The organism is Lelliottia jeotgali (genome assembly GCF_016771845.1).
In the GTDB taxonomy this organism is placed as follows: Bacteria; Pseudomonadota; Gammaproteobacteria; order Enterobacterales; family Enterobacteriaceae; genus Enterobacter; species Enterobacter jeotgali.
In genome coordinates this window covers 1,218,422-1,243,361 of sequence record NZ_JAENMQ010000001.1, presented here as the reverse complement: position 1 = coordinate 1,243,361, position 24,940 = coordinate 1,218,422, and the positions used below count along the sequence as shown (strand labels likewise).

At 55.1% G+C, this 24,940-nt stretch carries 24 protein-coding genes; 19 read left to right on the top strand and 5 right to left on the bottom strand.

The annotated features are described in order from the left end of the window. Nucleotides 1–22: 22 nt before the first annotated feature. Nucleotides 23–1,066: a DUF1176 domain-containing protein gene (locus JBO43_RS05885; protein ID WP_202673889.1), complete on the top strand. Its 1,044-nt coding sequence runs from the start codon at nucleotides 23–25 to the stop codon at nucleotides 1,064–1,066. 124 nt (nucleotides 1,067–1,190) lie between these two features. Here the strand turns inward: JBO43_RS05885 and JBO43_RS05880 are convergent, their stop codons facing one another. Then, complete coding sequence (locus tag JBO43_RS05880; RefSeq protein ID WP_103947325.1) at nucleotides 1,191–1,877, bottom strand: helix-turn-helix domain-containing protein; 687 nt, start codon at nucleotides 1,875–1,877, stop codon at nucleotides 1,191–1,193. A gap of 392 nt (nucleotides 1,878–2,269) precedes the next feature. On the opposite strand from JBO43_RS05880, the gene JBO43_RS05875 reads away from it, so the two are divergent. The 8 genes from JBO43_RS05875 to JBO43_RS05840 are packed head-to-tail and all read left to right on the top strand — an operon-like array spanning nucleotide 2,270 to nucleotide 9,640. Next, nucleotides 2,270–2,836, top strand: a complete 567-nt coding sequence (locus JBO43_RS05875; protein WP_095282849.1) for a fimbrial protein — start codon at nucleotides 2,270–2,272, stop codon at nucleotides 2,834–2,836. Between the two features lie 47 nt (nucleotides 2,837–2,883). Then, nucleotides 2,884–3,447, top strand: a complete 564-nt coding sequence (locus tag JBO43_RS05870) for a fimbrial protein (RefSeq protein ID WP_202673888.1) — start codon at nucleotides 2,884–2,886, stop codon at nucleotides 3,445–3,447. Between the two features lie 59 nt (nucleotides 3,448–3,506). Next, on the top strand, nucleotides 3,507–4,157 hold the full coding sequence (locus tag JBO43_RS05865; protein WP_158251373.1) for a fimbria/pilus periplasmic chaperone: 651 nt from the start codon (nucleotides 3,507–3,509) through the stop codon (nucleotides 4,155–4,157). A 10-nt stretch (nucleotides 4,158–4,167) separates the two neighbouring features. Continuing rightward, entirely contained in the window at nucleotides 4,168–6,789 is a 2,622-nt protein-coding gene (locus JBO43_RS05860) for a fimbrial biogenesis usher protein (protein WP_202673887.1), read from the top strand. Next, on the top strand, nucleotides 6,789–7,883 hold the full coding sequence (locus tag JBO43_RS05855) for a fimbrial protein (protein WP_202673886.1): 1,095 nt from the start codon (nucleotides 6,789–6,791) through the stop codon (nucleotides 7,881–7,883). Before JBO43_RS05860 ends, JBO43_RS05855 begins: the two co-directional genes overlap by 1 nt. A gap of 11 nt (nucleotides 7,884–7,894) precedes the next feature. After that, complete coding sequence (locus tag JBO43_RS05850; RefSeq protein WP_157738413.1) at nucleotides 7,895–8,419, top strand: fimbrial protein; 525 nt, start codon at nucleotides 7,895–7,897, stop codon at nucleotides 8,417–8,419. After that, entirely contained in the window at nucleotides 8,416–8,934 is a 519-nt protein-coding gene (locus JBO43_RS05845; protein ID WP_202673885.1) for a fimbrial protein, read from the top strand. The genes JBO43_RS05850 and JBO43_RS05845 overlap by 4 nt, the downstream gene beginning before the upstream one ends. Before the next feature lies 1 nt (nucleotide 8,935). Continuing rightward, entirely contained in the window at nucleotides 8,936–9,640 is a 705-nt protein-coding gene (locus JBO43_RS05840) for a fimbrial biogenesis chaperone (RefSeq protein ID WP_202673884.1), read from the top strand. 49 nt (nucleotides 9,641–9,689) lie between these two features. On the opposite strand, the gene tkt is transcribed toward JBO43_RS05840, so the two are convergent. Together tkt and tal are read right to left on the bottom strand one after the other, a co-directional pair. Next, nucleotides 9,690–11,678 (bottom strand): transketolase, encoded by a 1,989-nt coding sequence (gene tkt / locus JBO43_RS05835; protein WP_202673883.1) that lies wholly within the window; start codon nucleotides 11,676–11,678, stop codon nucleotides 9,690–9,692. Nucleotides 11,679–11,696: 18 nt separating this feature from the next. Next, a complete protein-coding gene (gene tal / locus JBO43_RS05830) occupies nucleotides 11,697–12,647 on the bottom strand; it encodes a transaldolase (protein ID WP_095282841.1) in 951 nt (316 codons plus the stop codon). A gap of 418 nt (nucleotides 12,648–13,065) precedes the next feature. On the opposite strand from tal, the gene maeB reads away from it, so the two are divergent. Beyond that, nucleotides 13,066–15,345, top strand: coding sequence for an NADP-dependent oxaloacetate-decarboxylating malate dehydrogenase (gene maeB, locus JBO43_RS05825; protein ID WP_202673882.1), 2,280 nt, complete (start codon nucleotides 13,066–13,068; stop codon nucleotides 15,343–15,345). Between the two features lie 88 nt (nucleotides 15,346–15,433). Here the strand turns inward: maeB and hemF are convergent, their stop codons facing one another. Both hemF and amiA read right to left on the bottom strand, forming a co-directional pair. Next, the gene (gene hemF, locus JBO43_RS05820) at nucleotides 15,434–16,333 is read right to left on the bottom strand and encodes an oxygen-dependent coproporphyrinogen oxidase (RefSeq protein ID WP_095282837.1); all 900 of its coding nucleotides are present in this window, start codon (nucleotides 16,331–16,333) and stop codon (nucleotides 15,434–15,436) included. Next, nucleotides 16,330–17,205, bottom strand: a complete 876-nt coding sequence (amiA, locus tag JBO43_RS05815) for an N-acetylmuramoyl-L-alanine amidase AmiA (RefSeq protein WP_095282836.1) — start codon at nucleotides 17,203–17,205, stop codon at nucleotides 16,330–16,332. The genes hemF and amiA overlap by 4 nt, the downstream gene beginning before the upstream one ends. Nucleotides 17,206–17,419: 214 nt before the next feature. On the opposite strand from amiA, the gene JBO43_RS05810 reads away from it, so the two are divergent. From JBO43_RS05810 to cysM, 9 genes are all read left to right on the top strand, one after another. Continuing rightward, entirely contained in the window at nucleotides 17,420–17,845 is a 426-nt protein-coding gene (locus JBO43_RS05810) for a GNAT family acetyltransferase (RefSeq protein ID WP_041689485.1), read from the top strand. Beyond that, on the top strand, nucleotides 17,832–18,281 hold the full coding sequence (locus tag JBO43_RS05805; RefSeq protein ID WP_095282835.1) for a DUF2919 domain-containing protein: 450 nt from the start codon (nucleotides 17,832–17,834) through the stop codon (nucleotides 18,279–18,281). Before JBO43_RS05810 ends, JBO43_RS05805 begins: the two co-directional genes overlap by 14 nt. A 61-nt stretch (nucleotides 18,282–18,342) precedes the next feature. Next, the gene (locus JBO43_RS05800; protein ID WP_095282834.1) at nucleotides 18,343–18,927 is read left to right on the top strand and encodes an RpoE-regulated lipoprotein; all 585 of its coding nucleotides are present in this window, start codon (nucleotides 18,343–18,345) and stop codon (nucleotides 18,925–18,927) included. A 92-nt stretch (nucleotides 18,928–19,019) separates the two neighbouring features. Beyond that, nucleotides 19,020–19,919 carry a Dyp-type peroxidase gene (locus JBO43_RS05795; RefSeq protein WP_202673881.1) on the top strand — a complete coding sequence of 300 codons (900 nt, stop codon included), beginning with the start codon at nucleotides 19,020–19,022 and terminating at the stop codon, nucleotides 19,917–19,919. A gap of 183 nt (nucleotides 19,920–20,102) precedes the next feature. Then, nucleotides 20,103–21,119 (top strand): sulfate ABC transporter substrate-binding protein, encoded by a 1,017-nt coding sequence (locus tag JBO43_RS05790; protein WP_095282832.1) that lies wholly within the window; start codon nucleotides 20,103–20,105, stop codon nucleotides 21,117–21,119. Next, entirely contained in the window at nucleotides 21,119–21,952 is an 834-nt protein-coding gene (cysT, locus tag JBO43_RS05785) for a sulfate/thiosulfate ABC transporter permease CysT (protein WP_095282831.1), read from the top strand. The genes JBO43_RS05790 and cysT overlap by 1 nt, the downstream gene beginning before the upstream one ends. After that, a complete protein-coding gene (gene cysW, locus JBO43_RS05780) occupies nucleotides 21,952–22,827 on the top strand; it encodes a sulfate/thiosulfate ABC transporter permease CysW (protein ID WP_202673880.1) in 876 nt (291 codons plus the stop codon). The genes cysT and cysW overlap by 1 nt, the downstream gene beginning before the upstream one ends. Next, the gene (cysA, locus tag JBO43_RS05775; RefSeq protein ID WP_103947335.1) at nucleotides 22,817–23,911 is read left to right on the top strand and encodes a sulfate/thiosulfate ABC transporter ATP-binding protein CysA; all 1,095 of its coding nucleotides are present in this window, start codon (nucleotides 22,817–22,819) and stop codon (nucleotides 23,909–23,911) included. Before cysW ends, cysA begins: the two co-directional genes overlap by 11 nt. 115 nt (nucleotides 23,912–24,026) lie before the next feature. Further along, nucleotides 24,027–24,938 carry a cysteine synthase CysM gene (cysM, locus tag JBO43_RS05770; protein WP_103947336.1) on the top strand — a complete coding sequence of 304 codons (912 nt, stop codon included), beginning with the start codon at nucleotides 24,027–24,029 and terminating at the stop codon, nucleotides 24,936–24,938. The last annotated feature ends 2 nt before the right edge of the window (nucleotides 24,939–24,940 follow it).

Here is a 24,940-nt window from a genome sequence, read left to right as displayed (position 1 = left end):
TGTTTCCGGGATTGTGCCTTTCATGCGTCACTGCGTACTTCTTATTTTATTCCTCAGCGTGCTGCCAGTGCCTCTGGTCTGGGCGGCACCTGCACAGCAATCGTTCTCCGACTGGCAGGTGACCTGCAATAATCAGAACTTTTGCGTGGCCCGTAACACCGGTGAGCATCACGGTCTGGTGATGACGTTGAGCCGCAGCGCGGGCGCAAAAACGGATGCCAATCTGCGTATTGATCTGGGTGGTCTGGAATCGTCGCCGGTAAAAGAGGCACCCATCGCGCCGCGCCTGATGCTGGACGGCACGCCGCTCACGCTGGGTGCGCTGCACTGGAAGCTGACGCCGTGGCATCTGACAACCGATGACACTGCCACCATCACCGCGTTTCTGAAAACCATTCAGGAAGGGGAGGCGCTTGAGCTCAAAGACGGAAAACAGATTATTTCGCTGGCTGGGCTGAAGGCGGCGCTGCTGTTTATTGATTCTCAGCAAAAGCGTGTGGGCAGCGAAACCGCGTGGATTAAAAAGGGCGACGATCCGCCGCTGAGCGTGCCGCCAGCCCCGGCGCTTAAAGAGGTGGCGGTCGTCAACCCGACACCGACGCCGCTGACGCATGAAGAACTTAACGATCTGCTGGATTACGGCAGCTGGCGGATGAACAACTCCCAGTGTTCTCTCGACCCCAACCGCCGCGAAGTGCGAGTTACCGCCTTAACGGATGACAAAGCGCTGCTGATGATCAGCTGTGAAGCGGGGGCTTACAATACGGTGGATCTGGCGTGGCTGGTGTCGCGTAAAAAACCGTTCGCCGCCAGAACCGTGCGGTTGCGCCTGCCGTTTGTTTCGTCGAGCGAGAGCAGCGATATGGAGCTGATGAACGCCCGCTTTGACGAGAAAACGCGCGAGCTGACGACGCTGGCGTTAGGACGCGGCATGGCGGATTGCGGTATCCAGACGCGCTGGCGTTTTGACGGCCAGCGTTTTCGTTTGGTGCGATATGCAGAGGAGCCGAGCTGCGATAACTGGCACGGTCCAGACGCATGGCCGACGTTGTGGATCACGCGCTAACGTTTTGTCGGGTGGCGGCTGTGCGCGCCTGTCATCATTCTGTGTAACGGCCACCCTGTTAAAGGTGATTGCTCAGACGGTCACCGAACTTTTATTGACAGCCTCTATCTGCTTTTCTATAGACTCAATAAAATTTCGGGAAATTCTTTATAATTCTTATAAGTTTTCCATACTGGATATCCACATACTCTCCATCACGCAAATCAGCCAAAATTTTCATCATCGTACTGCGCCTTATATGACTTCTTTCAATGATGAATTTCGCAATGCCTGTTTTTAATCTTATCGATTCAGGTAATGCAGCAAGTTCGCAGAGAATCGCACACACAATACCATAGGGCGTTTGATTGATTAGACGGTTACTGTATTTTACTTCCATATCAGAAATATAGGCGTGATAGTTGAAAACGTCACGACACAGATTGTGCTCATTAATTATATCTATTGCCATATCTCTGGGTAGAACGTAGACATCACAGTCACCCACCGCGACATATTTGAAAACCTCTGCTTTGAAGCTGGAGCCCAATAATCCAAATACAGAGGGTGCATCGGCAGTACCAAAGAGTATTCCCCCAGAGGATTTTCTTATAAAATTAATTTTTCCCTTTAATAACAAAATGACCGATAGCCCTCCCTCATTTTTATTGAGAAGCTGCAGGTTGATAACCCCTCCACCTTCCTGCATGAAGACCGGCGTCGCTGCCGGAAGCAAACTCTCAATGATGCGTTTCACCTCTGCTACGGGTTTTTCCAGGTTAAAGTAGGGATCTTGATAAACAGAAGCACTATTATGTAATACTGATTTCATAACTCTCTCCAGATAACAGTTTATAATATCACAATGCCAGGTAAAAGTTCTCTGCTGAAAATAACAAGCAACCAATGTAAAAATGATTCAATATTTTGATTGTCATATGAATGCAGATTATTTTAAACGCATCGCTCAATTAAAATAAAGTGTCCAGGAGTGTTTGGTAAAGTGTCTATAATTGGATATTGCACTATCCAGAAAAGGTGTGAATTTTCTATTTAATTAAAAATAAATGTCTGCATAATTGTCGGCGTAACAAATAATCTTCGTCATGCTCAAATAACATGAATTCCTACATATTCATGTGACGGGTTATTTGTCATCAATTATTTAACAATGTTTCCGGGCTATTAGACGATAGCTTATTTAAATGATAAAGGAAGATATACATGACTACTTCACAAAAACTGAACACTTTATTCGCAGCAACCCTATTGGCTTTATCCGGTTCTGCACTGGCAGCGGGAACCACGTCAGTGACCGGTGGGCAGGTGCATTTTAACGGAACCGTTGTGGATGCTGCGTGTTCAGTGGATGAAGACTCTGTCGATTTTAACGTCGACATGGGCCAGGTTCGCACCGCTAAATTCGCGGGTGCGGACGGTAAAGTCGCAGCAGGTACCGCGGCTAACCAGAAGCGTCCGTTCACCATCAAACTGTCTGACTGCGATTCATCGGTTTCCACCAACGCCTCTATCACCTTCAGCGGCAACGCCCCAGCCGCCATGCCAACGGCGCTGGACAACACCGCCGGTGCCGGTTCTGCGGTGGGCATTGGCATCCAGCTGTATGACAACGTAGGCAAAGCGCTGGGTCTGGGTACCGCTTCTCCGGCCTATACCCTGATCAATGGTGAAAACTCACTGATCTTCGCTGCGGATTACATTTCTACCGGTGACACCGTCAAAGCAGGTGATGTGCAGGCGACAGCCACATTTAACGTGACCTACTCCTGATCCTGAAAACATGATTCAGGGATGAATGAGACGCCACGGATGGCGTAATGATGCTTCGTTTCAAGGATCTGAAGATGACGTATCAGGCGTATACCTGGCAGCCTTTTCTTATTGCCGGGCTGCTTTTGATGACTCGTTTCGCCCCGGCGGCTGAGACCGGAGGGCAAATCCACTTCGGCGGTAGCGCGGTGAATTCAGGCTGTGCTGTCGACGCTCGCAGTACTGACCAAACCATCAACATGGGCCAGGTACGGAAGGATGCCTTTAACGGCGTCGGCAGCTGGGCCGATCCTATCGGCTTCACCCTGACCATTACAGACTGCGACAGTACGGTCAGCCAGTCTGCAGGCGTGGCCTTCCAGGGGGTCACCGACAGCCACGATCCGATGGTACTCGCGGTCATCGATGGGCCAGGCTCCGCCATTGGCGTCGGCCTCGGTATCTACGACGAGCAAACCAACCTGGTGGTCCCTAACAGTGCCCCTCGCTCTTACAAAACACTGATTGACGGCGAAAACGTGCTGCATTTTCTCGCCAAATACCGTGCCACGGCGCGCATCGTCGCCGGGGATGCCAGCGTGGTGGCCAATTTTATTGTTATCTATCCGTAGCTACTGAGGTGAATGTGTTGACTCATCGTTTTATTCGGCCCTTCGCGTTAACAGCCCTGATGCTCTGCTTCAGCCAGCATGCTACTGCCGGGGGAATTTCCCTGGGCGGCACGCGGCTTATCTATCCGGCAGGCAGCAGCCAGGTCTCTATGAGTGTCAACAACAGCGATGATGACGCCGTGTTTTTAATTCAGAGTTGGGTGGAGAACGAGAACGGCGAGAGAAGCTCAGATTTTGCGATCACTCCACCGCTGTTTGTCATTCAGCCGCAGAAGGAAAATACCCTGCGGGTGATGTACATCGGTCAGAAAACCCTGCCCGCCGATCGCGAAAGCGTGTACTGGCTGAACATGAAAGCCGTGCCGTCTGCGCCGGATAACAGCAAAGCCAAAAACACCCTCCAGCTGGCGGTGCTGAGCCGAATCAAGCTGTTCGTACGCCCGAAAAATCTGCCGATGAAATCGGTGGAGGCTCCGGCGCTGCTGCGTTTTCATCGCACTGGCCCACAGCTGACCATCAAAAACCCCAGTCCCTATTACGTGACGCTGGTGCAATTCACTGTCGGCGGTAAAAAACTGCCAAACACGATGGTACCGCCGAAAGACAGCCTGACGGTTCCGGTGCCCGACAACGCTCCGGGTGAGATAACCTTCCAGACGGTCAGCGACTTCGGCGCTAACTCAGCCGGGCAAAAAGGCATAATGGAATAGCGTGATGCGGATGAGCAAGGACACTCAGTTGACGCTGCTCACGCGGGCTATCTGTCACGCCCTGCGCTGGCGGTATATGATGCTGCTGACGCTGGCGCTTTCACCCGCGACGCGTGCGGCGGGCTACTTCAATCCGGCGTTTTTGTCGGACGATCCGTCGGCGGTTGCCAGCCTAAAACGCTTTGAAAAAGGCAGCGGGCACGGCCCCGGAAAATACCGCGTCGATCTCTACCTGAATGAAAACTTCATCTCGACAGAAGATATCGAGTTCAAAGCGCCCGCTGAGAAGAAAGGTGATGTGATTCCCTGTCTGACACGGGTGCGCCTGGACGCACTCGGCGTGGAGATGAAAGCCTTTCCCGACATCGCGGCCCTCTCGCCGGACGACTGTGTTCCTCTGACGACCATGATCCCCGGCGCACGTACCGATTTTGATTTTGAGCAACAGCAGCTGAAAATCAGCCTGCCGCAGGCGGCGATGAAACAGAACGCGCGCGGCTACATTCCCCCGGAGCAGTGGGATGACGGCATCACTGCGCTGCTGCTGAACTACGATTTCACCGGCAGCAACAGCTGGGGCGACAGCGTCAGCAATAACTATTACCTCAACCTGCAAAGCACCCTGAACGTCGGGCCGTGGCGGCTGCACGACTACTCATCCGGCACCTACAGCGGCGGGCAAGACAGCGGCAGCGCCAGCCGTTGGGATCACGTCAGCACCTATTTGCAACGCAGCATCATTCCACTGAAAGGCGAGCTAACGGTGGGCGACAGCTATACCCCGTCAGACGTTTTCGACAGCGTCGGCTTTCGCGGGGTGCAAATTGCCTCCGATGACAATATGCTGCCCGACAGCCTGCGCGGCTTCGCGCCGACGGTGCGCGGCATCGCCAAAAGCAACGCCAAAGTGACCATCAAGCAGAACGGCTATGTGATTTATCAGACCTATGTTTCACCGGGCGCGTTTGAGATTAACGATCTGTATCCGACGTCATCGAGCGGCGATATGGACGTGGACATTGCCGAAACCGATGGCACTCACACCACCTTTTCAGTGCCTTATTCCGCCGTGCCGTTGTTACAGCGCGAAGGCCGGATTAAATATGCCTTCACCGGCGGGCAGTACCACACCAACACCGATAATCAGGACGACGAGAATTTCGCCCAGGGCACCATCATCTGGGGGCTGCCGTACGGGTTAACCGCCTACGGTGGCGTACAGCACGCCGACAACTATCAGGCGGAAAACCTTGGGCTCGGGCTGAACCTGGGTGATTATGGCGCCTTCTCAACCGACCTGACCCAGGCCAACAGTACGCTTGCCGATGACAGCAAACATACCGGCCAGTCGCTGCGTTTTTTGTATGCGAAATCGCTGAGCGCCACCGGCACCAACTTCCAGCTGCTGGGCTATCGCTACTCCACGCAGGGTTACTACACCCTGAGTGATACCACCTATACGCGAATGAGCGGGCATCATGTCGATACGCTGGACGAAGCCGGGAATGACAACGAAGACGACCCGGCGAACTGGACCGATTACTACGATCTTTACTACAACAAGCGCGGCAAAATTCAGGTCAACATTTCGCAGCAGGTCGGCAGCGTCGGCTCGGTATACGTCACCGGCAGCCAGCAAAGTTACTGGAACACCAGCGAAACCGATTCGCTGTTTCAGGTGGGCTACAGCGGTAATCTGCATGACGTCAGCTATAACCTGAGCTTCAGCTACAACAAAGCCCAGGGCCAGCCAGATTCAGACCAGCAGTTCGCGCTGAGTATCTCCCTGCCGCTGGGTAAGTGGCTCTCCACCGGCGGCGACAACAGTGAGGTGGGCAACTCACCGAACAACGCCTACGCCACCTACAACAACAGCACCGACAGCCACGGCAAAATGACCCAGGCGGCGGGTGTAAGCGGCACTTTGCTTCGCGATAACAACCTCAGCTACACCGTGCAGCAGGGTTATGCCAATAGAGGTGTAGGAGCTAACGGCAACGCGTCGCTGGATTATCAGGGCGGGCTTGGCAACAGCAATATCGGCTACAACTACAGCTCGGGCTATCAGCAGGTGAACTATGGCCTGAGCGGCGGCATCGTTGCTCATGCCAACGGCATCACGCTGAGCCAACCGCTCGGCAGCACCAACGTGCTGATCAAAGCGCCGGGGGCGGCGGGCGTGGATATTGAAAACAGCACCGGGGTGAAAACCGACTGGCGGGGCTATGCGGTCGTGCCCTATGCCACCACCTATCGCCAGAACCGCATCGCGCTGAACAGCGATACCCTCGGCGATAAAACCGATATCGATAACGCCGTGGTGGACGTGGTGCCAAGCGAAGGTGCACTGGTAGTGGCCGATTTCAAAGCCCATACCGGCCTGCGCGCGCTGGTCACCCTGATGTACCACAACAAACCGGTGCCGTTTGGCGCCACCGTCAGCCGCAGCGATGGCGGAACCTCCACCATCGTTGGCGACGACGGGCAGGCCTATTTAATGGGGCTGCCGCTGACGGGTGAATTAACCGTGCAGTGGGGCGATGACGGCAAAGAACAGTGCAAAGCCAAATATCAGCTTGCCGACAGTGAAATGAATAAACCGATCAGTTTGTTTAAAGTTGAGTGTCAATAATGAAATATAAGCGTTATTTAAAAAACATATTCCTTTCCTTATTATTAATTGTTGGCGGAAGTCAGGCAGCGAAGGCATATACGGGAGCCTGCTCGCCAACAAATGGAACTTATAATTTCACCTACAATTTTGGTAATATCACAGTGGTTGATCCTAAAGGAAACAAACCCGGTTATCTTTTTCCTCGGCCATATGAATGGAATCTTGGAGGGAAATATAATGCTAGTTGCGATTGTGATCCTGTCAAAGAAGATGAAAGTAATACCAATTCTGATACCTATTATTCCACAGCGACTATTCTAAATACTGGGCATTCAGATGGAACATATCAATTTTTTACTGTCAATGATTATCTGGAAGTCACTACTTCTATTTGGATGGCAGGAACGCGCCTTGCATTTATCCCAACTCCTTGGAATGATGAAAATAATCTCTTCTCAAAGGGTGGTTTTGCTAGGGCATACAAATGTAAGGATCCCACTAACCCCAATCGGACATCGGGATCAACCTGGACTACAGGAAGTCAAGGAAAGCTATTGTTATATATCGCCAAGCCGTTTGTCGGAACCATTTTTGTTGAGAATGTAAAAGTGGTAGATATTTATGCTTCTTTAACACCTGGCTCTTATGGAAGTATTCCAATGTCGTCCGTGTGGATCAACGGACTTATCAGCGTGCCGCAAAACTGCATCATCGACTCCGGGCAAATTATCACCGTGGACTTCGGGAAAATATGGTCCGGCGATTTCACCACCAAAGGCCAAAAACCTGTGGGTTATATCGAGAAAAAAATTAAAGCCTCAATGAAGTGCAACAATATTGCGGCTTATACCAATCTGACGCTGCGTTTTCAAAGTGAAGTATCCCCTGATGATTCAACTTTTATTAAAACCGATAACGCTGATGTCGGCGTGGAATTGCTCGATGAAAATGGGAAACTGGTTCTACCCAACAACGGATTAATGCCATTCACCATCAATGAAAATTATGAAGCTAGCGTCAGCTTCCAGGTTGCTCCGGTCAGCACTACCGGGAATGCGCCCACCGCCGGGCAGTTTAAGGCGCTGGCCTATATTCGCGTCGATTTCGCATGAGGGATATTCCGATGAAAACGTGGCTTCTCTTCTGCGTCTTATTCTCCCCTTTGGCGGGGGCGGATTTGGCGCACTTTAACCTCATCATGACGGGCACCATTTTAAAAGAGAGCTGCGATATCGACGCCGGAAGTAAAAATCAGACCGTGCATCTGGGCGATTTTTCAGAAAACGCGTTCAAGGCGATCGGCGCGGTCAGCACCCAAACGGCCTTCACCATTGAGCTGACCAAATGCTCGCCGGATATTATCAACGCGGCGATCACGTTTACCGGCGCGCAGGACGGCGGTTCAGACCCGTCGCTGCTGGCGCTGTCCGACACCGGCGGCACCGGCAACATGGCAAAAGGCGTGGCGGTACAGCTACTGGACGAACACGGTGAGCCGCTGGCGGTGAACAGCCTCTCACCCATTCGTTACACCCTGCATGGCGGCAGTAACAGCCTGAACTTTGCCCTGCGCTACAAGGCCACCGCGCACCCGGTCACGCCGGGCAATGCCTCCGCCGTGCTCTATTTTGCGATGGACTATGAATGATGAAAATGCTCTGCGCCGTCTTGCTGCTCGGTTTCGCGCCCCATTGTTTCGCCTCGGACGATGGCCTTGGCACCGTCAATATCACCGGATTTATCCATGACAACACCTGCACCGTCAGTACCACCGATCTGCAAATTACAATGGGGAATATTTCTGATAAGCAGCTGGAGCCTGCGGGTAAAAGCGGCAACCAAGTGAAATTCACCATTGGCCTTAAAGACTGTGGCAGTGCTGCCAGTAACGTCGCCGTCACGTTTATCGGCACCGCGCCTGCGCCCGGCAGCCCACTTATCGCTGTGGATGATAACCCCGGTGCGGCCAAGGGCGTCGGTATTGCCCTGCTTGATGACCAGCAACACACCATCCCGGTGAACAGCAGTAGCCGTAACTATCCACTGACGGCGTCGTCGCTTACCGCTTCGCTGGACTTCTTCGCGCAGTACACCTCTTTCACTGACACTGTCACTTCCGGCCCGGCATCGGCTAGCGTGACGTTTAACCTGACCTATCAGTAAGATGAAAATTCCCCTTCTGGTTTTAGCGTTATCCTGCAGTTTCACCGCCCACGCGGGGATCGTGATTGGCGGCACGCGGTTTGTTTTCCCGGAGGCGGCAGAGTCCATCACCGTCGACATGAAAAACACCACCAGCGCAGATTATCTGGTACAGACCAAAATCAGCTCGCTTGAGGGGAAAACGATTTTTGTCGCCACACCGCCATTGGTGATGGTTGAAGGTGGACATGCAGGAAAGATCCGCATCATCCGCACTGGCGGTATTTTACCCGCCGATCGTGAAAGCCTGTTTTACCTGACCATAGCGGCGATTCCGGCGGGCAGGCCCGACGCCAACAGTCTGCAAATTGCGGTGAAATCGCGGATGAAACTCTTTTATCGCCCTGCGGGGTTAACTAAAGGGGCAGATTTGGCCTATCAGAAAGTGCAGTGGAAAATGAATGACGGGGTGCTACAGGTCAGTAATCCTACGCCTTATTATGTCACGCTCAGTCAGCTTAAAATTGATGAACAGCCTGCGGAACAAAACACGATGGTCGCCCCCTTTAGTGCGTTAAAAGTACCGGGGTGTCACAAAAATGCGACCTGCCAGGTGCAATGGCAAAGTTTGAATGATTACGCCACCTTAATGCCAGTCCGCAAAATTTCAGTGGCGCCCTCATCCCAACCTTCTCCCCGAGGAGAAGGGGAAAAGCAGGGAAAGTGAGCACTGAACTATCCCCTCTCATTTAGGAGAGGGGAGGGCCAACATAGCGCTACATCACGCCTAACGCCTTCTCAACCACGTTCTCAACCGTAAAGCCAAAGAATGGGAACAGCTTATCGGCAGGTGCGGATTCACCGTAGCCGGTCATCCCGACAATCGCCCCTTTCAGGCCGACGTATTTGTACCAGTAGTCGGCAATCCCGGCTTCCACGGCCACCCGCGCTGCCACGTTCGATGGCAGCACCGATTCGCGGTACGCCTCGTCCTGCGCATCAAAAATATCCGTTGAAGGCAGAGAAACCACGCGCACGGCGTGTCCTTCGGCGGTGAGTTTTTCTGCCGCTTTGACGGTAATTTCAATCTCTGATCCGGTGGCAATCAAAATCACATCCGGCTTGCCGCCGCTGTCTTTCAGAATGTAGCCGCCACGGGCGATATTTTTCACCTGCTCCGGCGAGCGCTCAATTTGCGCCAGATTCTGTCGCGAGAGGATCAGCGCCGTTGGGCCGGTGTGGCGCTCAACCGCCAGCTTCCAGCCAACGGCGGCTTCCACCTGATCGCACGGGCGCCAGGTGCTGAAGTTCGGTGTCAGGCGCAGGCTGGCAAGCTGTTCAACCGCCTGGTGCGTCGGCCCATCTTCGCCAAGCCCGATGGAGTCGTGGGTATAAACCATAATTTGCCGCGCCTTCATCAGCGCCGCCATACGCGCCGCGTTGCGGGCATACTCGACAAACATCAGGAAGGTGGCGGTATAAGGCACAAATCCGCCGTGATGGGCGAGACCATTGGCAATCGCCGTCATCCCGAACTCACGCACGCCGTAGTGGATGTAGTTCCCGGAGATATCCTCTTTGAGCGATTTCGAGCCGGACCAGATAGTCAGGTTACTCGGGGCCAGATCCGCCGAGCCGCCGAGCAGTTCCGGCAGGATGGGGCCGATCACGTTGAGGGTATTTTGCGAGGCTTTACGGGTGGCGATTTTCGCCGGATTGGCCTGTAAATCTTCAATCAGTGCCTGTGTTTTCGCTTCCCATTCTTGCGGTAATTCGCCGCTCATACGGCGGGAGAACTCTGCCGCCAGCTCAGGATGCGCTTTTTTGTAAGCACTGAATTTTTCGTTCCACGTCTGCTGCGCTTTCTCGCCGTCCTCGCGCGCATCCCAGGCTTTGTAGATCTCTTTCGGAATCTCAAAGGCCGGGTATTTCCAGCCCAATTTTTGTCGCGTCAGGGCCACTTCCTCTTCGCCCAGCGCCGCGCCGTGCGCTTCTTCTTTACCCGCTTTGTTTGGCGAGCCGAAGCCAATCACCGTGCGACAGATAATCAGCGACGGTTTGTCCGTCACGCTCTGCGCTTCGAGAATCGCTTTTTTTATCGCTTCCGGGTCGTGGCCGTCGATTTCATGTACCACGTGCCAGTGGTAGGCTTCGAAGCGTTTTGCCGTATCGTCGGTGAACCAGCCGTCAGTTTCCCCGTCGATGGAGATGCCATTGTGATCGTAAAAACCGATCAGTTTGCCTAATCCCAGCGTCCCCGCCAGTGAGCTGACCTCGTGGGAAATCCCCTCCATCAGACAGCCGTCACCCATAAAGACATAGGTGAAGTGATCGACAATCTCATGATCCGGGCGGTTAAACTGCGCGCCCAGCGTGCGTTCGGCAATCGCCAGCCCAACCGCGTTCGCCAGCCCTTGTCCGAGCGGTCCGGTGGTGGTTTCGACGCCCGGCGTATAGCCCAGTTCCGGGTGGCCCGGCGTTTTGGAGTGCAGCTGACGGAAGTTTTTCAGCTCCTCTAACGGCAGGTCGTAGCCGGAGAGATGCAGCAGGCTGTAGAGCAGCATCGAGGCGTGGCCATTGGAGAGAATAAAGCGGTCGCGGTCATACCAGGTCGGGTCGGTTGGGTTGTGTTTCAGGAAGTCATTCCACAGCACTTCGGCGATATCGGCCATGCCCATCGGCGCGCCGGGGTGGCCAGAATTGGCTTTTTGTACCGCATCCATGCTGAGGGCGCGAATGGCATTGGCTAGCTCTTTACGGGACATAGTTCACTCCATGCATGATTAAAGTTTGGCGGCGAGTAGATCTTCCAGTTTGCGTTGGTCAACGGCGAACAGGCGGATGCCTTCGGCCAGTTTGTCTACGGCCATCGCGTCCTGATTATGTTCCCAGCGGAACTCAGCTTCGGTCAGCGGTTTCGGTTTTGGCAGGACGGTGGACGTCGGGATCAGTTTGCGCACCACCGGCTCCTCTTTATCCTGCAGATCTTTCAGCAGGTTTGGCGAGATGGTCAGACGGTCGCAGCCCGCCAGTGCGAGGATCTGCTCAGTGCGGCGGAAGCTGGCGCCCATCACGATGGTGTCGTAGCGGTGCTGCTTGAAGTAATCGTAGATATTACGTACCGATTTCACGCCCGGATCTTCGTCCACCACGTACGGGTCCATCGGCTGTTTGGCCTGATACCAGTCGTAGATACGCCCGACAAACGGCGAGACGAGGAACACGCCCGCTTCGGCGCAGGCGCGCGCCTGGGCAAAGGAGAACAGTAGCGTCAGATTGCAGTTGATCCCCTCTTTTTCCAGCACTTCGGCGGCGCGGATACCCTCCCAGGTGGAGGCGAGCTTAATCAGAATGCGCGATTTATCGATGCCCTGCTCCTGGTACAGCTCGACCAGGCGGCGCGCTTTGGCAATGCTCTTTTCTTTGTCGAACGATAAACGGGCGTCCACTTCCGTCGATACGCGACCAGGAATACTTTTCAGAATTTCCGCACCGATAGTGACCGCCAGTTTGTCGCTGGCCTCCGCCACCTTCTGCTCCTGGGTCTTGCCGCGTTGTTTGCCGTAGGCGATAGCGTCGTCGATCAGGTGGCTAAAGTGCGCAAGGCCCGCCGCTTTTAGCAGCAGTGACGGGTTGGTGGTCGCGTCCTCCGGCTGATAATGGCGGATGGACTCGATATCGCCGCTGTCGGCGACGACCGTGGTGAATTTTTTGATGCCGTCTAACTGGTTCATAGAAATGACTCCTTCATACCCGTCATACTTCAAGTTGCATGTGCGTTGGCTGCGCCTGCTCACCTCAGTCACTTACTTGAGTAAGCTCCTGAGGATTCTCAGGCTTGCCGCCTTCCTGCAACTCGAATTATTTAGGGTATGTACATGAAAAACTCAGGCGAGTGCGTTGGTTCACACTTCTGCGAAATACATGACGTACTTAACAAAAAAGCATAGCAGACGGGGGAGGCATTGCTTTCGGGAGTGGGTAACATGGTTGTTATAAATTGATAACAAATTTTGCCCCGCGATGGTGAGAGTTTGGCAGCCTTCAAAGTTTGCGCCGTCAGCAGGGGCGATACTAAGCGCCACTCCAGGGTGAGCATCAGGAACGTGAGTACGCCACCCTTTTTGATCGATACGTGAAAGGAACAATAAGATGGATGATCAGTTAAGACAGAGTGCCCTCGATTTTCATCAATTCCCTGTACCGGGCAAAATCCAGGTTTCCCCCACCAAGCCACTCGCCACGCAGCGCGACCTGGCCCTGGCCTATTCACCGGGCGTCGCCGCGCCGTGCCTTGAGATCGAAAAAGATCCGCTGGCCGCTTACAAATACACCGCGCGTGGCAACCTGGTAGCGGTGATTTCCAACGGTACCGCGGTGCTGGGGCTGGGCAATATCGGCGCGCTGGCCGGTAAACCGGTGATGGAAGGGAAGGGCGTACTGTTCAAGAAATTCGCCGGTATCGACGTGTTTGATATTGAAGTGGATGAGCTGGACCCGGATAAATTTATCAACGTCGTCGCCGCGCTGGAGCCGACGTTTGGCGGCATTAACCTTGAAGACATCAAAGCGCCGGAATGTTTCTACATTGAGCAGAAACTGCGTGAACGCATGAACATTCCGGTGTTCCACGACGATCAACACGGAACGGCGATCATCAGTACGGCAGCCATTCTGAACGGCCTGCGCGTGGTCGAGAAAAACCTCTCCGATGTGCGCATGGTGGTGTCCGGTGCGGGTGCGGCGGCGATTGCCTGTATGAATCTGCTGGTGGCGCTGGGCATGCAGAAGCACAATATCGTGGTCTGCGACTCTAAAGGCGTTATCTATAAAGATCGCGAGCCGAACATGGCGGAAACCAAAGCCGCCTACGCGGTGGAGGACGACGGCAAACGCACGCTGGACGACGTGATCGACGGGGCAGATATCTTCCTCGGCTGTTCTGGCCCGAAAGTGCTGACTCCGGAAATGGTCAAGAAAATGGCGCGTGCGCCAATGATTCTGGCGCTGGCGAACCCAGAACCGGAAATTCTGCCGCCGCTGGCAAAATCCGTGCGTGAAGATGCAATTATCTGTACCGGTCGCTCCGACTATCCGAACCAGGTCAACAACGTGCTGTGCTTCCCGTTCATCTTCCGCGGTGCGCTCGACGTGGGTGCGACAGCGATCAACGAAGAGATGAAACTGGCGGCGGTCCATGCGATTGCTGAGCTGGCTCACGCGGAGCAGAGCGAAGTGGTGGCCTCGGCGTATGGCGATCAGGATCTGAGCTTTGGCCCGGATTACATCATTCCAAAACCGTTCGACCCGCGTTTGATCGTCAAAATTGCGCCAGCCGTGGCGAAAGCGGCGATGGATTCCGGCGTGGCGACGCGTCCGATTGAAGACTTTGACGCTTATGTCGATAAGCTGACCGAGTTTGTCTACAAAACCAACCTGTTCATGAAGCCGATCTTCTCCCAGGCACGCGCCGACGCGAAACGCGTGGTGCTGGCCGAAGGCGAAGAGGCGCGCGTATTGCATGCGACGCAGGAGTTGATCACCTTAGGTCTGGCGAAGCCGATCCTGATTGGTCGCCCGAGCGTGATCGAGATGCGCATCCAGAAACTCGGCCTGCAAATCAAGGCGGGCGTCGATTTTGAAATCGTGAACAACGAATCCGATCCACGCTTCAAAGAGTACTGGAGCGAGTACTACGCGATCATGAAACGCCGTGGGATAACCCAGGAGCAGGCGCAGAAAGCAGTGATCAGTAACACCACGGTGATCGGCGCGATCATGGTGCATCGCGGTGAAGCCGACGCGCTGATCTGCGGGACGGTGGGTGACTATCATGAGCACTTCAGCGTGGTGCAGGAGATCTTTGGCTATCGTGACGGCGTGCATACGGCGGGGGCGATGAACGCGCTGCTGCTGCCAAGCGGCAACACCTTTATCGCCGATACCTACGTTAACGACGATCCGACGCCGGAACAGCTGGCGGAAATCACCGTGATGGCGGCGGAAACGGTGCGTCGTTTCGGTATCGAACCGAAGGTGGCGCTGCTGTCGCACTCGAACTTTGGCTCGTCCAAATCAGCGGCGGCCTGCAAAATGCGCCAGACGCTGGAGCTGGTGCGTGAACGTGCACCAGAGCTAATGATTGACGGTGAGATGCACGGCGACGCGGCACTGGTGGAGAGTATCCGCAACGAGCGGATGCCGGACAGCCCGCTGAAAGGCTCAGCGAACGTGCTGATTATGCCGAACGTGGAAGCGGCGCGTATCAGCTATAACCTGCTGCGCGTGTCGAGTTCTGAAGGGGTGACCGTCGGGCCGGTGCTGATGGGTGTGGCGAAACCGGTGCATGTGTTAACGCCGATTGCGTCCGTGCGTCGTATCGTCAACATGGTTGCATTAGCGGTGGTTGAGGCGCAGACGCAGCCGTTGTAAGAGAGGAGTCGTCTGTGTTGTCGGGTGGCGCTTCGCTTACCCGACCTACAATACCCGTAGGCCGGTGCAAGCGTAGCGCCGCCCGGCGTTAAACCCAGTCCCGAACTTTCAGAAACTCACTCAAGGCAGCCTCCGGGCTGCCTTCTTTTGGCTCAAAATTGTATTCCCAGCGCACCAGCGGTGGCATCGACATCAGAATCGACTCCGTGCGCCCGCCGGTCTGCAGGCCAAACAGCGTTCCGCGATCCCACACCAGATTAAATTCTACGTAACGCCCGCGACGATACAGCTGAAACTCACGCTCGCGCACGCCGTAATCGGTGTCTTTGCGTCGTTCAACAATCGGCAGATAGGCCTCCGTATAGCCTTCACCCACCGCCTGCATAAAGGCAAATGCGGTATCAAAATCCGGCGTGTTCAGATCGTCGAAAAATAGCCCGCCAATCCCACGTTGTTCATCCCGGTGCTTGAGATAAAAATAGTCGTCGCACCACTTTTTGTACTTTGGATAAATGTCCTCGCCAAACGGCAGACACAGGTCGCGCGAGGTGCGGTGCCAGTGAATGGCGTCTTCTTCGAAACCGTAATAAGGCGTTAAATCGAATCCGCCGCCAAACCACCACACCGGATCGGCACCCGGCTTCTCGGCGATGAAAAAGCGCACGTTGGCGTGGCTGGTCGGCACAAACGGGCTGTGCGGATGCACCACCAGTGACACGCCCATCGCTTCAAAGCTACGTCCGGCAAGTTCCGGGCGATGCGCGGTGGCAGACGCAGGCATTGCGTCGCCGTGGACGTGAGAGAAATTGACGCCCGCTTGCTCAAACACGCCGCCGTTACGCAGAACGCGGCTACGTCCGCCGCCGCCGGCCTCGCGCTGCCAGTTATCTTCCTGAAACTCACCGCCGTCAACGGCAGCCAGTTGCTGGCAAATTGTGTCCTGTAATTGCAGCAGAAACGCTTTGACCTGCTCAGTATTCGGTTTCATTTACGTCTCGACGAATGCGCTTTTTGATTATCAAACCAGTTGAAGTAACTGATCACCCCAGAAGCGATGGCATTGGCGATTTTCTGGCGAAATGCCGTAGTGCCGAGCAGGCGCTCTTCGTCCGGGTTGGTAATGAATGACGTTTCGACCAGCACAGACGGAATCGACGGTGACTTGAGTACCACAAACGCCGCCTGTTCTGTGCCTTTGCTGTGCAAACGATGCACCGGCTTAATCTTCTTTAAGATGTGCGAGCCGAGCGTCAGGCTGTTTTTGATGGTGTCGGTCTGAACCAGATCGAACAGCACCTGTTGCAGCAGATGGTCTTTATCGGTGGTTTTTTTACCGGCCACTTCGTCCGCGCGGTTTTCACGATCGGACAGGTATTTTGCCATCGCGCTACTTGCGCCACGGTTGGAGAGGGCAAAGACTGAAGCACCCGCGGCGCTTGGGTTGGTAAAGCCGTCGGCGTGGATCGACATAAACAGATCTGCGCCGTGCTGGTGAGCGATTTCCACGCGATCGTACAGCGGGATAAAGGTGTCGCCGCTGCGCGTCAGGCGCGCGTCGATTCCGTTGGCGCGTAAAATCGAGCGCACGTTTTTGGCAATCGCCAGCACCACATGTTTCTCTTTCGAGCCGTTGCGACCAATCGCGCCGGTGTCAATCCCGCCGTGGCCCGGATCGAGCATCACCACGCGTTTAGCACCCGCTTTTTTGGCTTTCGGTTTGCTGTGGCCGTTACTGGTTTTCAGGGTGCTATCGTCTTTAGCCTGCGCCTGAGCGATGCCCGTTAACGTCAAGGCCGCCAGCCCCGCTTTGAGAACCTGACGACGCGATGTGAGTGTTTTTAAAGGTTTGAATGTGCTCATGCGGCCTGAATTGTAAAAAATTGGGGGTCCTGGTGTTATATCGTATCGCGTTTCGCGTGACGACAGTCCTTGTTGAGAATTGTTTTACTTTTCATTTCAATACGTGACAGAGTGACATTATGCCAAATTTTTGCACATTTTTCGCCGCTTATTGGCTAATGGCGGCGTTCGCGCCATAATCACTGTTTTTAAACCCAAAAAGGCGGTTAATACCATGGAGATACGCGTTTTTCGCCAGGAAGATTTCGAAGAGGTGATTACCCTTTGGGAACGCTGCGATCTGCTGCGTCCGTGGAACGATCCGGAAATGGATATCGAACGTAAGGTGAATCACGACGTGAGCCTGTTCCTGGTTGCTGAAGTGAACGGCGAAGTCGTGGGCACGGTGATGGGCGGTTACGACGGACATCGCGGCTCGGCGTATTATCTGGGCGTACACCCGGAATATCGCGCGCGCGGCATTGCCAACGCGCTACTCAATCGTCTGGAAAAGAAGCTGATCGCGCGCGGCTGTCCGAAAATTCAGATAATGGTGCGCGAAGACAACGACGTGGTGCTCGGCATGTACGAGCGTCTGGGCTATGAACATGCTGATGTCCTGAACCTCGGTAAGCGCCTGATCGAAGATGAAGAATACTGAGTTTCACCCGGCCCACTATGACAGTCAGGGCCGCGTCAAATTGCCGTTTTTGTTCTGGTGCGTTTTGCTCTTACAGGCACGAACCTGGGTACTGTTTGTGGTAGCGGGAGCATCCCGCGATCAGGGCAGTACGCTGCTGAATCTGTTCTATCCCGACCACGATAACTTCTGGCTCGGACTGTTGCCTGGCGTCCCGGCAGTGCTGGCGTTTTTACTCAGCGGTCGTAGGCAACTTTTTCCACGCCTGTGGTACAGCCTGCGCTGGCTGCTGATTCTGGCCCAAGTGGTGCTGTTATGCTGGCAACCGCTACTGTGGTTTTACGGTGAGCCAATGAGCGGTATTGGCATCGCGCTGGTGGTGGCGGATATTGTCGCACTGCTGTGGCTGCTGACCCATCCGCGTCTGCGCGCCAGTTTCGCCATCGAAAAAGATTAAAGGCACTTTTTATCGATGCTGCACTCCAACAAGCGTTGAATTAACAAGAAAGGACGTTTCAATGAAATCGCTGCGTTTAGTTTTATGCGCTTTGCCGCTGGTATTAACCGGGTGTTCAACGCTCTCGTCAATCTCCTCCATCAACTGGTCGGCGGCGTATCCGTGGAACTGGTTTGGTTCCTCATTTGAAGTGACCGAAAAGGGCGTCGGGAATATCAACGCGACAACCGCCCTGGACCAGGATGCCATCCAGTCAGAGCTCAGCAGCGACTACCGCCTGCGCAGCGGTATGAAAACCGAGAACGGCACCATCGTGCATTACTTCGAAGCGCTGAAAGACGACAAACTGGCGCTGATTATCACCGGCGATAAAGGCACCGTGAACCGCGTTGAGGTGCTGGACAGCGATGTGGAAACCGACAGCGGCGTCAAAGTGGGCACACCGTTTAGCGACCTGTATCAGAAAGCATTCGGCAACTGCGAAAGCGCGGTGGCGGACGATAAAGTCGCCGTGGAGTGTAAAGCCAAAGACAGCCAGCATATTCGCTATGTTTTCACCGGCGAATGGAGCGGTCCGGAAGGGTTGATGCCTGCTGATGACACCCTTAAGAACTGGAAAGTCAGCAAGATTATCTGGACGCAGTAATTTGCGCCTGAACAAACCGCCTCGCTGAAATCCAGGTATAATAGCCGCCATCAATGCCACGAACGCGTGGCATCTTTTTTTCAGGAGGAGCGATGTCTCAGGTTCAGAGTGGCATTTTGCCAGAACATTGCCGCGCGGCGATTTGGATTGAAGCCAATGTAAAAGGGGATGTGGATGCCCTGCGTGCGGCCAGCAAAGTATTTATCGATAAACTGGCGACCTTCGAGGCCAAATTCCCGGATGCGCATCTTGGCGCGGTGGTGGCTTTTGGCAACAACGTCTGGCGCCAGCTGAGCGGTGGCGAAGGCGCAACCGAGCTGAAAGACTTTATCCCTTACGGTAAAGACCTGGCCCCGGCGACTCAGTACGACGTGCTGATCCATATCCTCTCTCTGCGTCATGACGTTAATTTCTCGGTTGCTCAGGCGGCAATTGAAGCCTTTGGCGACAGCATTGAAGTGCAGGAAGAAGTTCACGGTTTCCGCTGGGTGGAAGAGCGTGACCTGAGCGGCTTCGTCGACGGTACCGAGAACCCGGCAGGCGAAGAAACCCGTCGCGATGTGGCCGTTATCAAAGATGGCGTGGACGCGGGTGGCAGCTACGTGTTTGTGCAGCGCTGGGAGCACAACCTCAAACAGCTGAACCGCATGAGCGTGCACGATCAGGAAATGATGATCGGTCGCACCAAAGAAGCCAACGAAGAGATCGACGGCGACGATCGTCCGGCAACGTCTCACCTGACCCGCGTGGATCTGAAAGAAGACGGCAAAGGTCTGAAGATTGTCCGCCAGAGCCTGCCGTACGGCACGGCGAGCGGCACCCACGGTCTGTATTTCTGCGCCTACTGTGCGCGTCTGTACAACATTGAGCAGCAGCTGCTGAGCATGTTCGGTGACACCGATGGCAAGCGCGACGCCATGCTGCGCTTCACCAAACCGGTGACCGGCGGCTACTACTTCGCGCCGTCCGCTGAGCGTCTAATGGCTCTGTAATTGTTTTTCTCCCTCTCCCTGTGGGAGAGGGCCGGGGTGAGGGCATCAGGCCGCACCCCGCCTGGTACCCTTATTCCCTTTTCTGCTGCTAAATCACCAAACGGTATATAAAACCGTTACTCCTTTCGTACCCGTTATAAATATTATGACCATAGTTAGTCATCACATTTATAAGGGTGCGCAATGGCCGTTACTGTACTGAAAAAAGGATATCTGGCGCTGGCAGCTTCCGTGCTGCTGGTTGCACAGGCGCAGGCGACTGAGCTGCTCAACAGTTCCTATGATGTTTCCCGCGAACTGTTTGCCGCCCTGAACCCGCCGTTTGAACAGCAGTGGGCGAAAGACAATAACGGCGACAAGCTGACCATCAAACAATCTCACGCGGGCTCTTCCAAGCAGGCGCTGGCGATTTTGCAGGGTCTGAAAGCCGATGTGGTGACCTACAACCAGATTACCGACGTGCAGATCCTGCATGACAAAGGCAACCTGATCCCGGCGGACTGGCAGAGCCGTCTGCCGAACAACAGCTCGCCGTTCTACTCCACCATGGCGTTCCTGGTGCGTAAGGGCAACCCGAAGAACATCCACGACTGGAACGATCTGGTGCGTTCAGACGTGAAGCTGATCTTCCCGAATCCAAAAACCTCCGGTAACGCGCGTTATACCTATCTCGCGGCCTGGGGTGCAGCCGATAAAGCCGACGGCGGCGATAAAGCCAAAACCGAACAGTTCATGACCCAGTTCCTGAGAAACGTCGAAGTGTTCGATACCGGCGGTCGCGGGGCGACCACCACCTTCGTGGAGCGCGGTCTGGGCGATGTGCTGATAAGCTTCGAATCGGAAGTGAACAACATCCGTAAACAGTATGAAGCGCAGGGCTTCGAAGTGGTGGTGCCGAAGGTCAATATCTTTGCGGAATTCCCGGTGGCGTGGGTGGATAAAAACGTCAAATCCAACGGCACCGAGAAAGCGGCGAAAGCGTACCTGAACTATCTCTACAGCCCACAGGCGCAGACCATCATCACCGATTACTACTATCGCGTGGCGAATCCGGACGTGATGGACAAGCTGAAAGACAAATTCCCGCAGACCGAGCTGTTCCGCGTGGAAGACCAGTTTGGCTCCTGGCCTGAAGTGATGAAAACCCACTTCACCACCGGCGGTGAGCTGGACAAACTGCTGGCGACGGGGCGTAAGTAATGTTAGCCGTCTCCTCCAGACGTGTGCTGCCGGGCTTTACTTTAAGCCTCGGGACCAGCCTGCTGTTCGTCTGTCTGATTTTGTTGTTGCCGTTAAGTGCGCTGGTGATGCAGCTGGCGCAGATGAGCTGGGCGCAGTACTGGGAAGTCATCACCAACCCGCAGGTGGTGGCGGCCTATAAAGTGACGCTGCTTTCGGCGTTTGTGGCATCGATTTTCAACGGCGTATTCGGCCTGCTGATGGCGTGGATCTTAACCCGCTATCGTTTTCCGGGCCGCACGCTGCTCGACGCGCTGATGGATTTACCTTTCGCGCTGCCGACGGCGGTCGCCGGTTTGACTCTGGCGTCGCTGTTTTCGGTGAACGGATTTTACGGCCAGTGGCTGGCGCAGTTCGACATCAAAGTAACGTATACCTGGCTTGGGATCGCGGTGGCGATGGCCTTCACCAGCATCCCGTTTGTGGTGCGTACCGTGCAGCCGGTTCTCGAAGAGCTGGGCCCGGAATACGAAGAGGCCGCCGAAACCCTCGGCGCGACGCGCATTCAGAGCTTCTGCAAAGTGGTATTACCGGAGCTCTCTCCGGCGCTGCTGGCGGGTGTGGCGCTGTCGTTCACCCGCAGTCTCGGGGAGTTTGGCGCGGTCATTTTTATCGCCGGTAACATCGCGTGGAAAACTGAAGTCACCTCGCTGATGATTTTTGTGCGTTTGCAGGAGTTTGACTATCCTGCGGCAAGCGCGATTGCCTCGGTGATCCTCGCCGCGTCATTGCTGCTGCTGTTCTCGATTAACACTCTGCAAAGTCGCTTTGGTCGGCGTGTGGTAGGTCACTGATGGCGGAAGTTACTCAATTGAAGCGCTACGACGCCCCCCGCATCAACTGGGGAAAATGGTTTCTGATTGGCACCGGAATACTGGTATCCGCCTTTATTCTCGTGGTGCCGATGGTTTACATCTTCGTGCAGGCGTTTAGCAAGGGGATTATGCCCGCGCTGCAAAACCTGGCCGACCCGGACATGCTGCACGCGATTTGGCTGACGGTGATGATCGCCCTGCTTTCCGTGCCGGTGAATCTGGTGTTCGGGATTTTGCTGGCGTGGCTGGTGACGCGCTTTGACTTTCCGGGCCGTCAGCTGTTGCTGACCCTGCTGGATATTCCGTTTGCGGTCTCACCGGTGGTTGCCGGTCTGATTTATCTGCTGTTTTACGGCTCCAACGGGCCGCTCGGCGGCTGGCTCGACGAGCACAACCTGCAAATTATGTTCGCCTGGCCGGGCATGGTGCTGGTGACGGTATTCGTGACCTGTCCGTTTGTGGTGCGTGAGCTGGTGCCGGTGATGTTGAGCCAGGGCAGCCATGAAGACGAAGCGGCGATCCTGCTGGGCGCATCCGGCTGGCAGATGTTTAAGCGTGTGACGCTGCCGAACATTCGCTGGGCACTGCTGTACGGCGTGGTGCTGACCAACGCCCGCGCGATCGGTGAGTTTGGCGCGGTGTCGGTGGTTTCCGGATCGATTCGCGGCGAAACCCTGTCGCTACCGCTACAAATTGAATTGCTGGAGCAGGATTATAACACCGTCGGTTCCTTTACCGCCGCAGCCCTGCTGACGCTGATGGCTATTTTGACCTTGTTTTTAAAGAGTGTGGTGCAGTGGCGTTTAGAGAATCAGGAAAAACGCCTGCAGCAGGAGGGAAATCATGAGCATTGAGATTGCCAATATTAAGAAGTCTTTTGGTCGCACCCAGGTGCTGAACGATATCTCGCTGGATATCCCTTCCGGACAGATGGTGGCGCTGCTTGGGCCATCCGGCTCCGGAAAAACCACGCTGTTGCGTATTATTGCCGGTCTTGAGCATCAGACCAGCGGGCACATTCGTTTCCACGGAACCGATGTCAGCCGTCTGCATGCTCGCGATCGTAAAGTCGGTTTTGTGTTCCAGCATTACGCCCTGTTCCGACATATGACGGTGTTCGATAACATCGCCTTTGGCCTGACCGTATTGCCGCGCCGCGAGCGCCCAAATGCCGCGACCATCAAAGCGAAAGTGACCAAACTGCTGGAAATGGTGCAGCTGGCCCATCTCGCTGATCGCTACCCGGCGCAGCTTTCCGGTGGGCAGAAACAGCGTGTGGCGCTGGCGCGTGCCCTGGCGGTGGAACCGCAAATTCTGCTGCTCGACGAACCTTTTGGTGCGCTGGACGCCCAGGTGCGTAAAGAGCTTAGGCGCTGGCTGCGTCAGCTGCATGAAGAGCTGAAATTCACCAGCGTCTTCGTGACCCACGATCAGGAAGAGGCGATGGAAGTCGCCGATCGCGTGGTAGTGATGAGCCAGGGGAATATCGAACAGGTTGATGAGCCTGAACAGCTGTGGCGCGAGCCAGCGACCCGCTTCGTGCTGGAGTTTATGGGCGAAGTTAACCGCATGCAGGGTAACATTCGCGGCGGACAGTTCCATGTCGGCGCGCACCGCTGGCCGCTGGGCTACACGCCTGCCCATCAGGGACCGGTCGATCTGTTCCTGCGTCCGTGGGAAGTGGACGTTAGCCGCCGCACCAGCCTCGATTCCCCGCTGCCGGTACAAGTACTGGAAGCGAGCCCTAAAGGTCACTACACCCATCTGGTGGTACAACCGTTGGGCTGGTATACCGAGCCGTTGACGGTGGTGATGCGTGATGAAGAGGCTCCGTCACGCGGCGATCGCCTGTTTGTCGGCTTACAACATGCCCGAATATATCACGGCAACGAGCGTATCGAGTCGCGCGAGAGTCTTGCTCTGGCGGAGTCGGCCTGATAGGTTAATTAGACGTGGTATTTGCCGGGTGGCGCAGCGCTTACCCGGCCTACAAAACGATCCCTGTAGGCCCGGTAAGCGAAAGCGCCACCGGGCTTTTTATTGGACAGAATTCGTGAACACATTAGAACACACCATCGGCAACACCCCTCTGGTCAAACTGCAACGTATGCATCCCGGTAACGGCAGCGAAATTTGGGTCAAACTGGAAGGCAATAATCCTGCGGGTTCTGTTAAAGACAGGGCGGCGCTGTCGATGATTGTAGAGGCGGAAAAGCGTGGGGAAATCAAACCCGGCGACGTGCTGATTGAAGCGACCAGCGGCAACACCGGCATTGCGCTGGCGATGATTGCGGCGCTGAAAGGCTATCGCATGAAGCTGCTGATGCCGGACAACATGAGCCAGGAGCGTCGTGCTGCGATGCGTGCTTACGGTGCGGAACTGATTCTCGTGACCAAAGAGCAAGGGATGGAAGGCGCGCGCGATCTGGCACTCGACATGGCCCAGCGCGGCGAAGGAAAACTGCTGGATCAGTTCAATAATCCCGATAACCCTTACGCGCACTACACCACCACCGGCCCGGAAATCTGGCGTCAAACTGACGGACGCATCAGCCATTTCGTCTCCAGCATGGGGACTACCGGTACCATTACTGGCGTGTCGCGTTTTTTGCGCGAACAGCAAAGCAAGGTGACGATTGTTGGCCTGCAACCGGAAGAGGGGAGCAGCATTCCGGGTATTCGGCGCTGGCCTGCGGAATACATGCCGGGGATTTTTAATGCCCAGCTTGTGGACCAGGTGCTGGATATTCATCAGCGTGAGGCGGAAAATACCATGCGTGAACTGGCGGTGCGTGAAGGCATTTTCTGTGGCGTCAGTTCGGGTGGCGCGGTAGCTGGAGCGTTGCGCGTGGCGCAGGCGAATCCGGGCGCGGTGGTGGTCGCAATTATCTGCGATCGCGGCGATCGCTATCTATCTACCGGGGTCTTTGGTGAAGAGAGTTATTCGCAGGGGGCGGGGATTTAAGC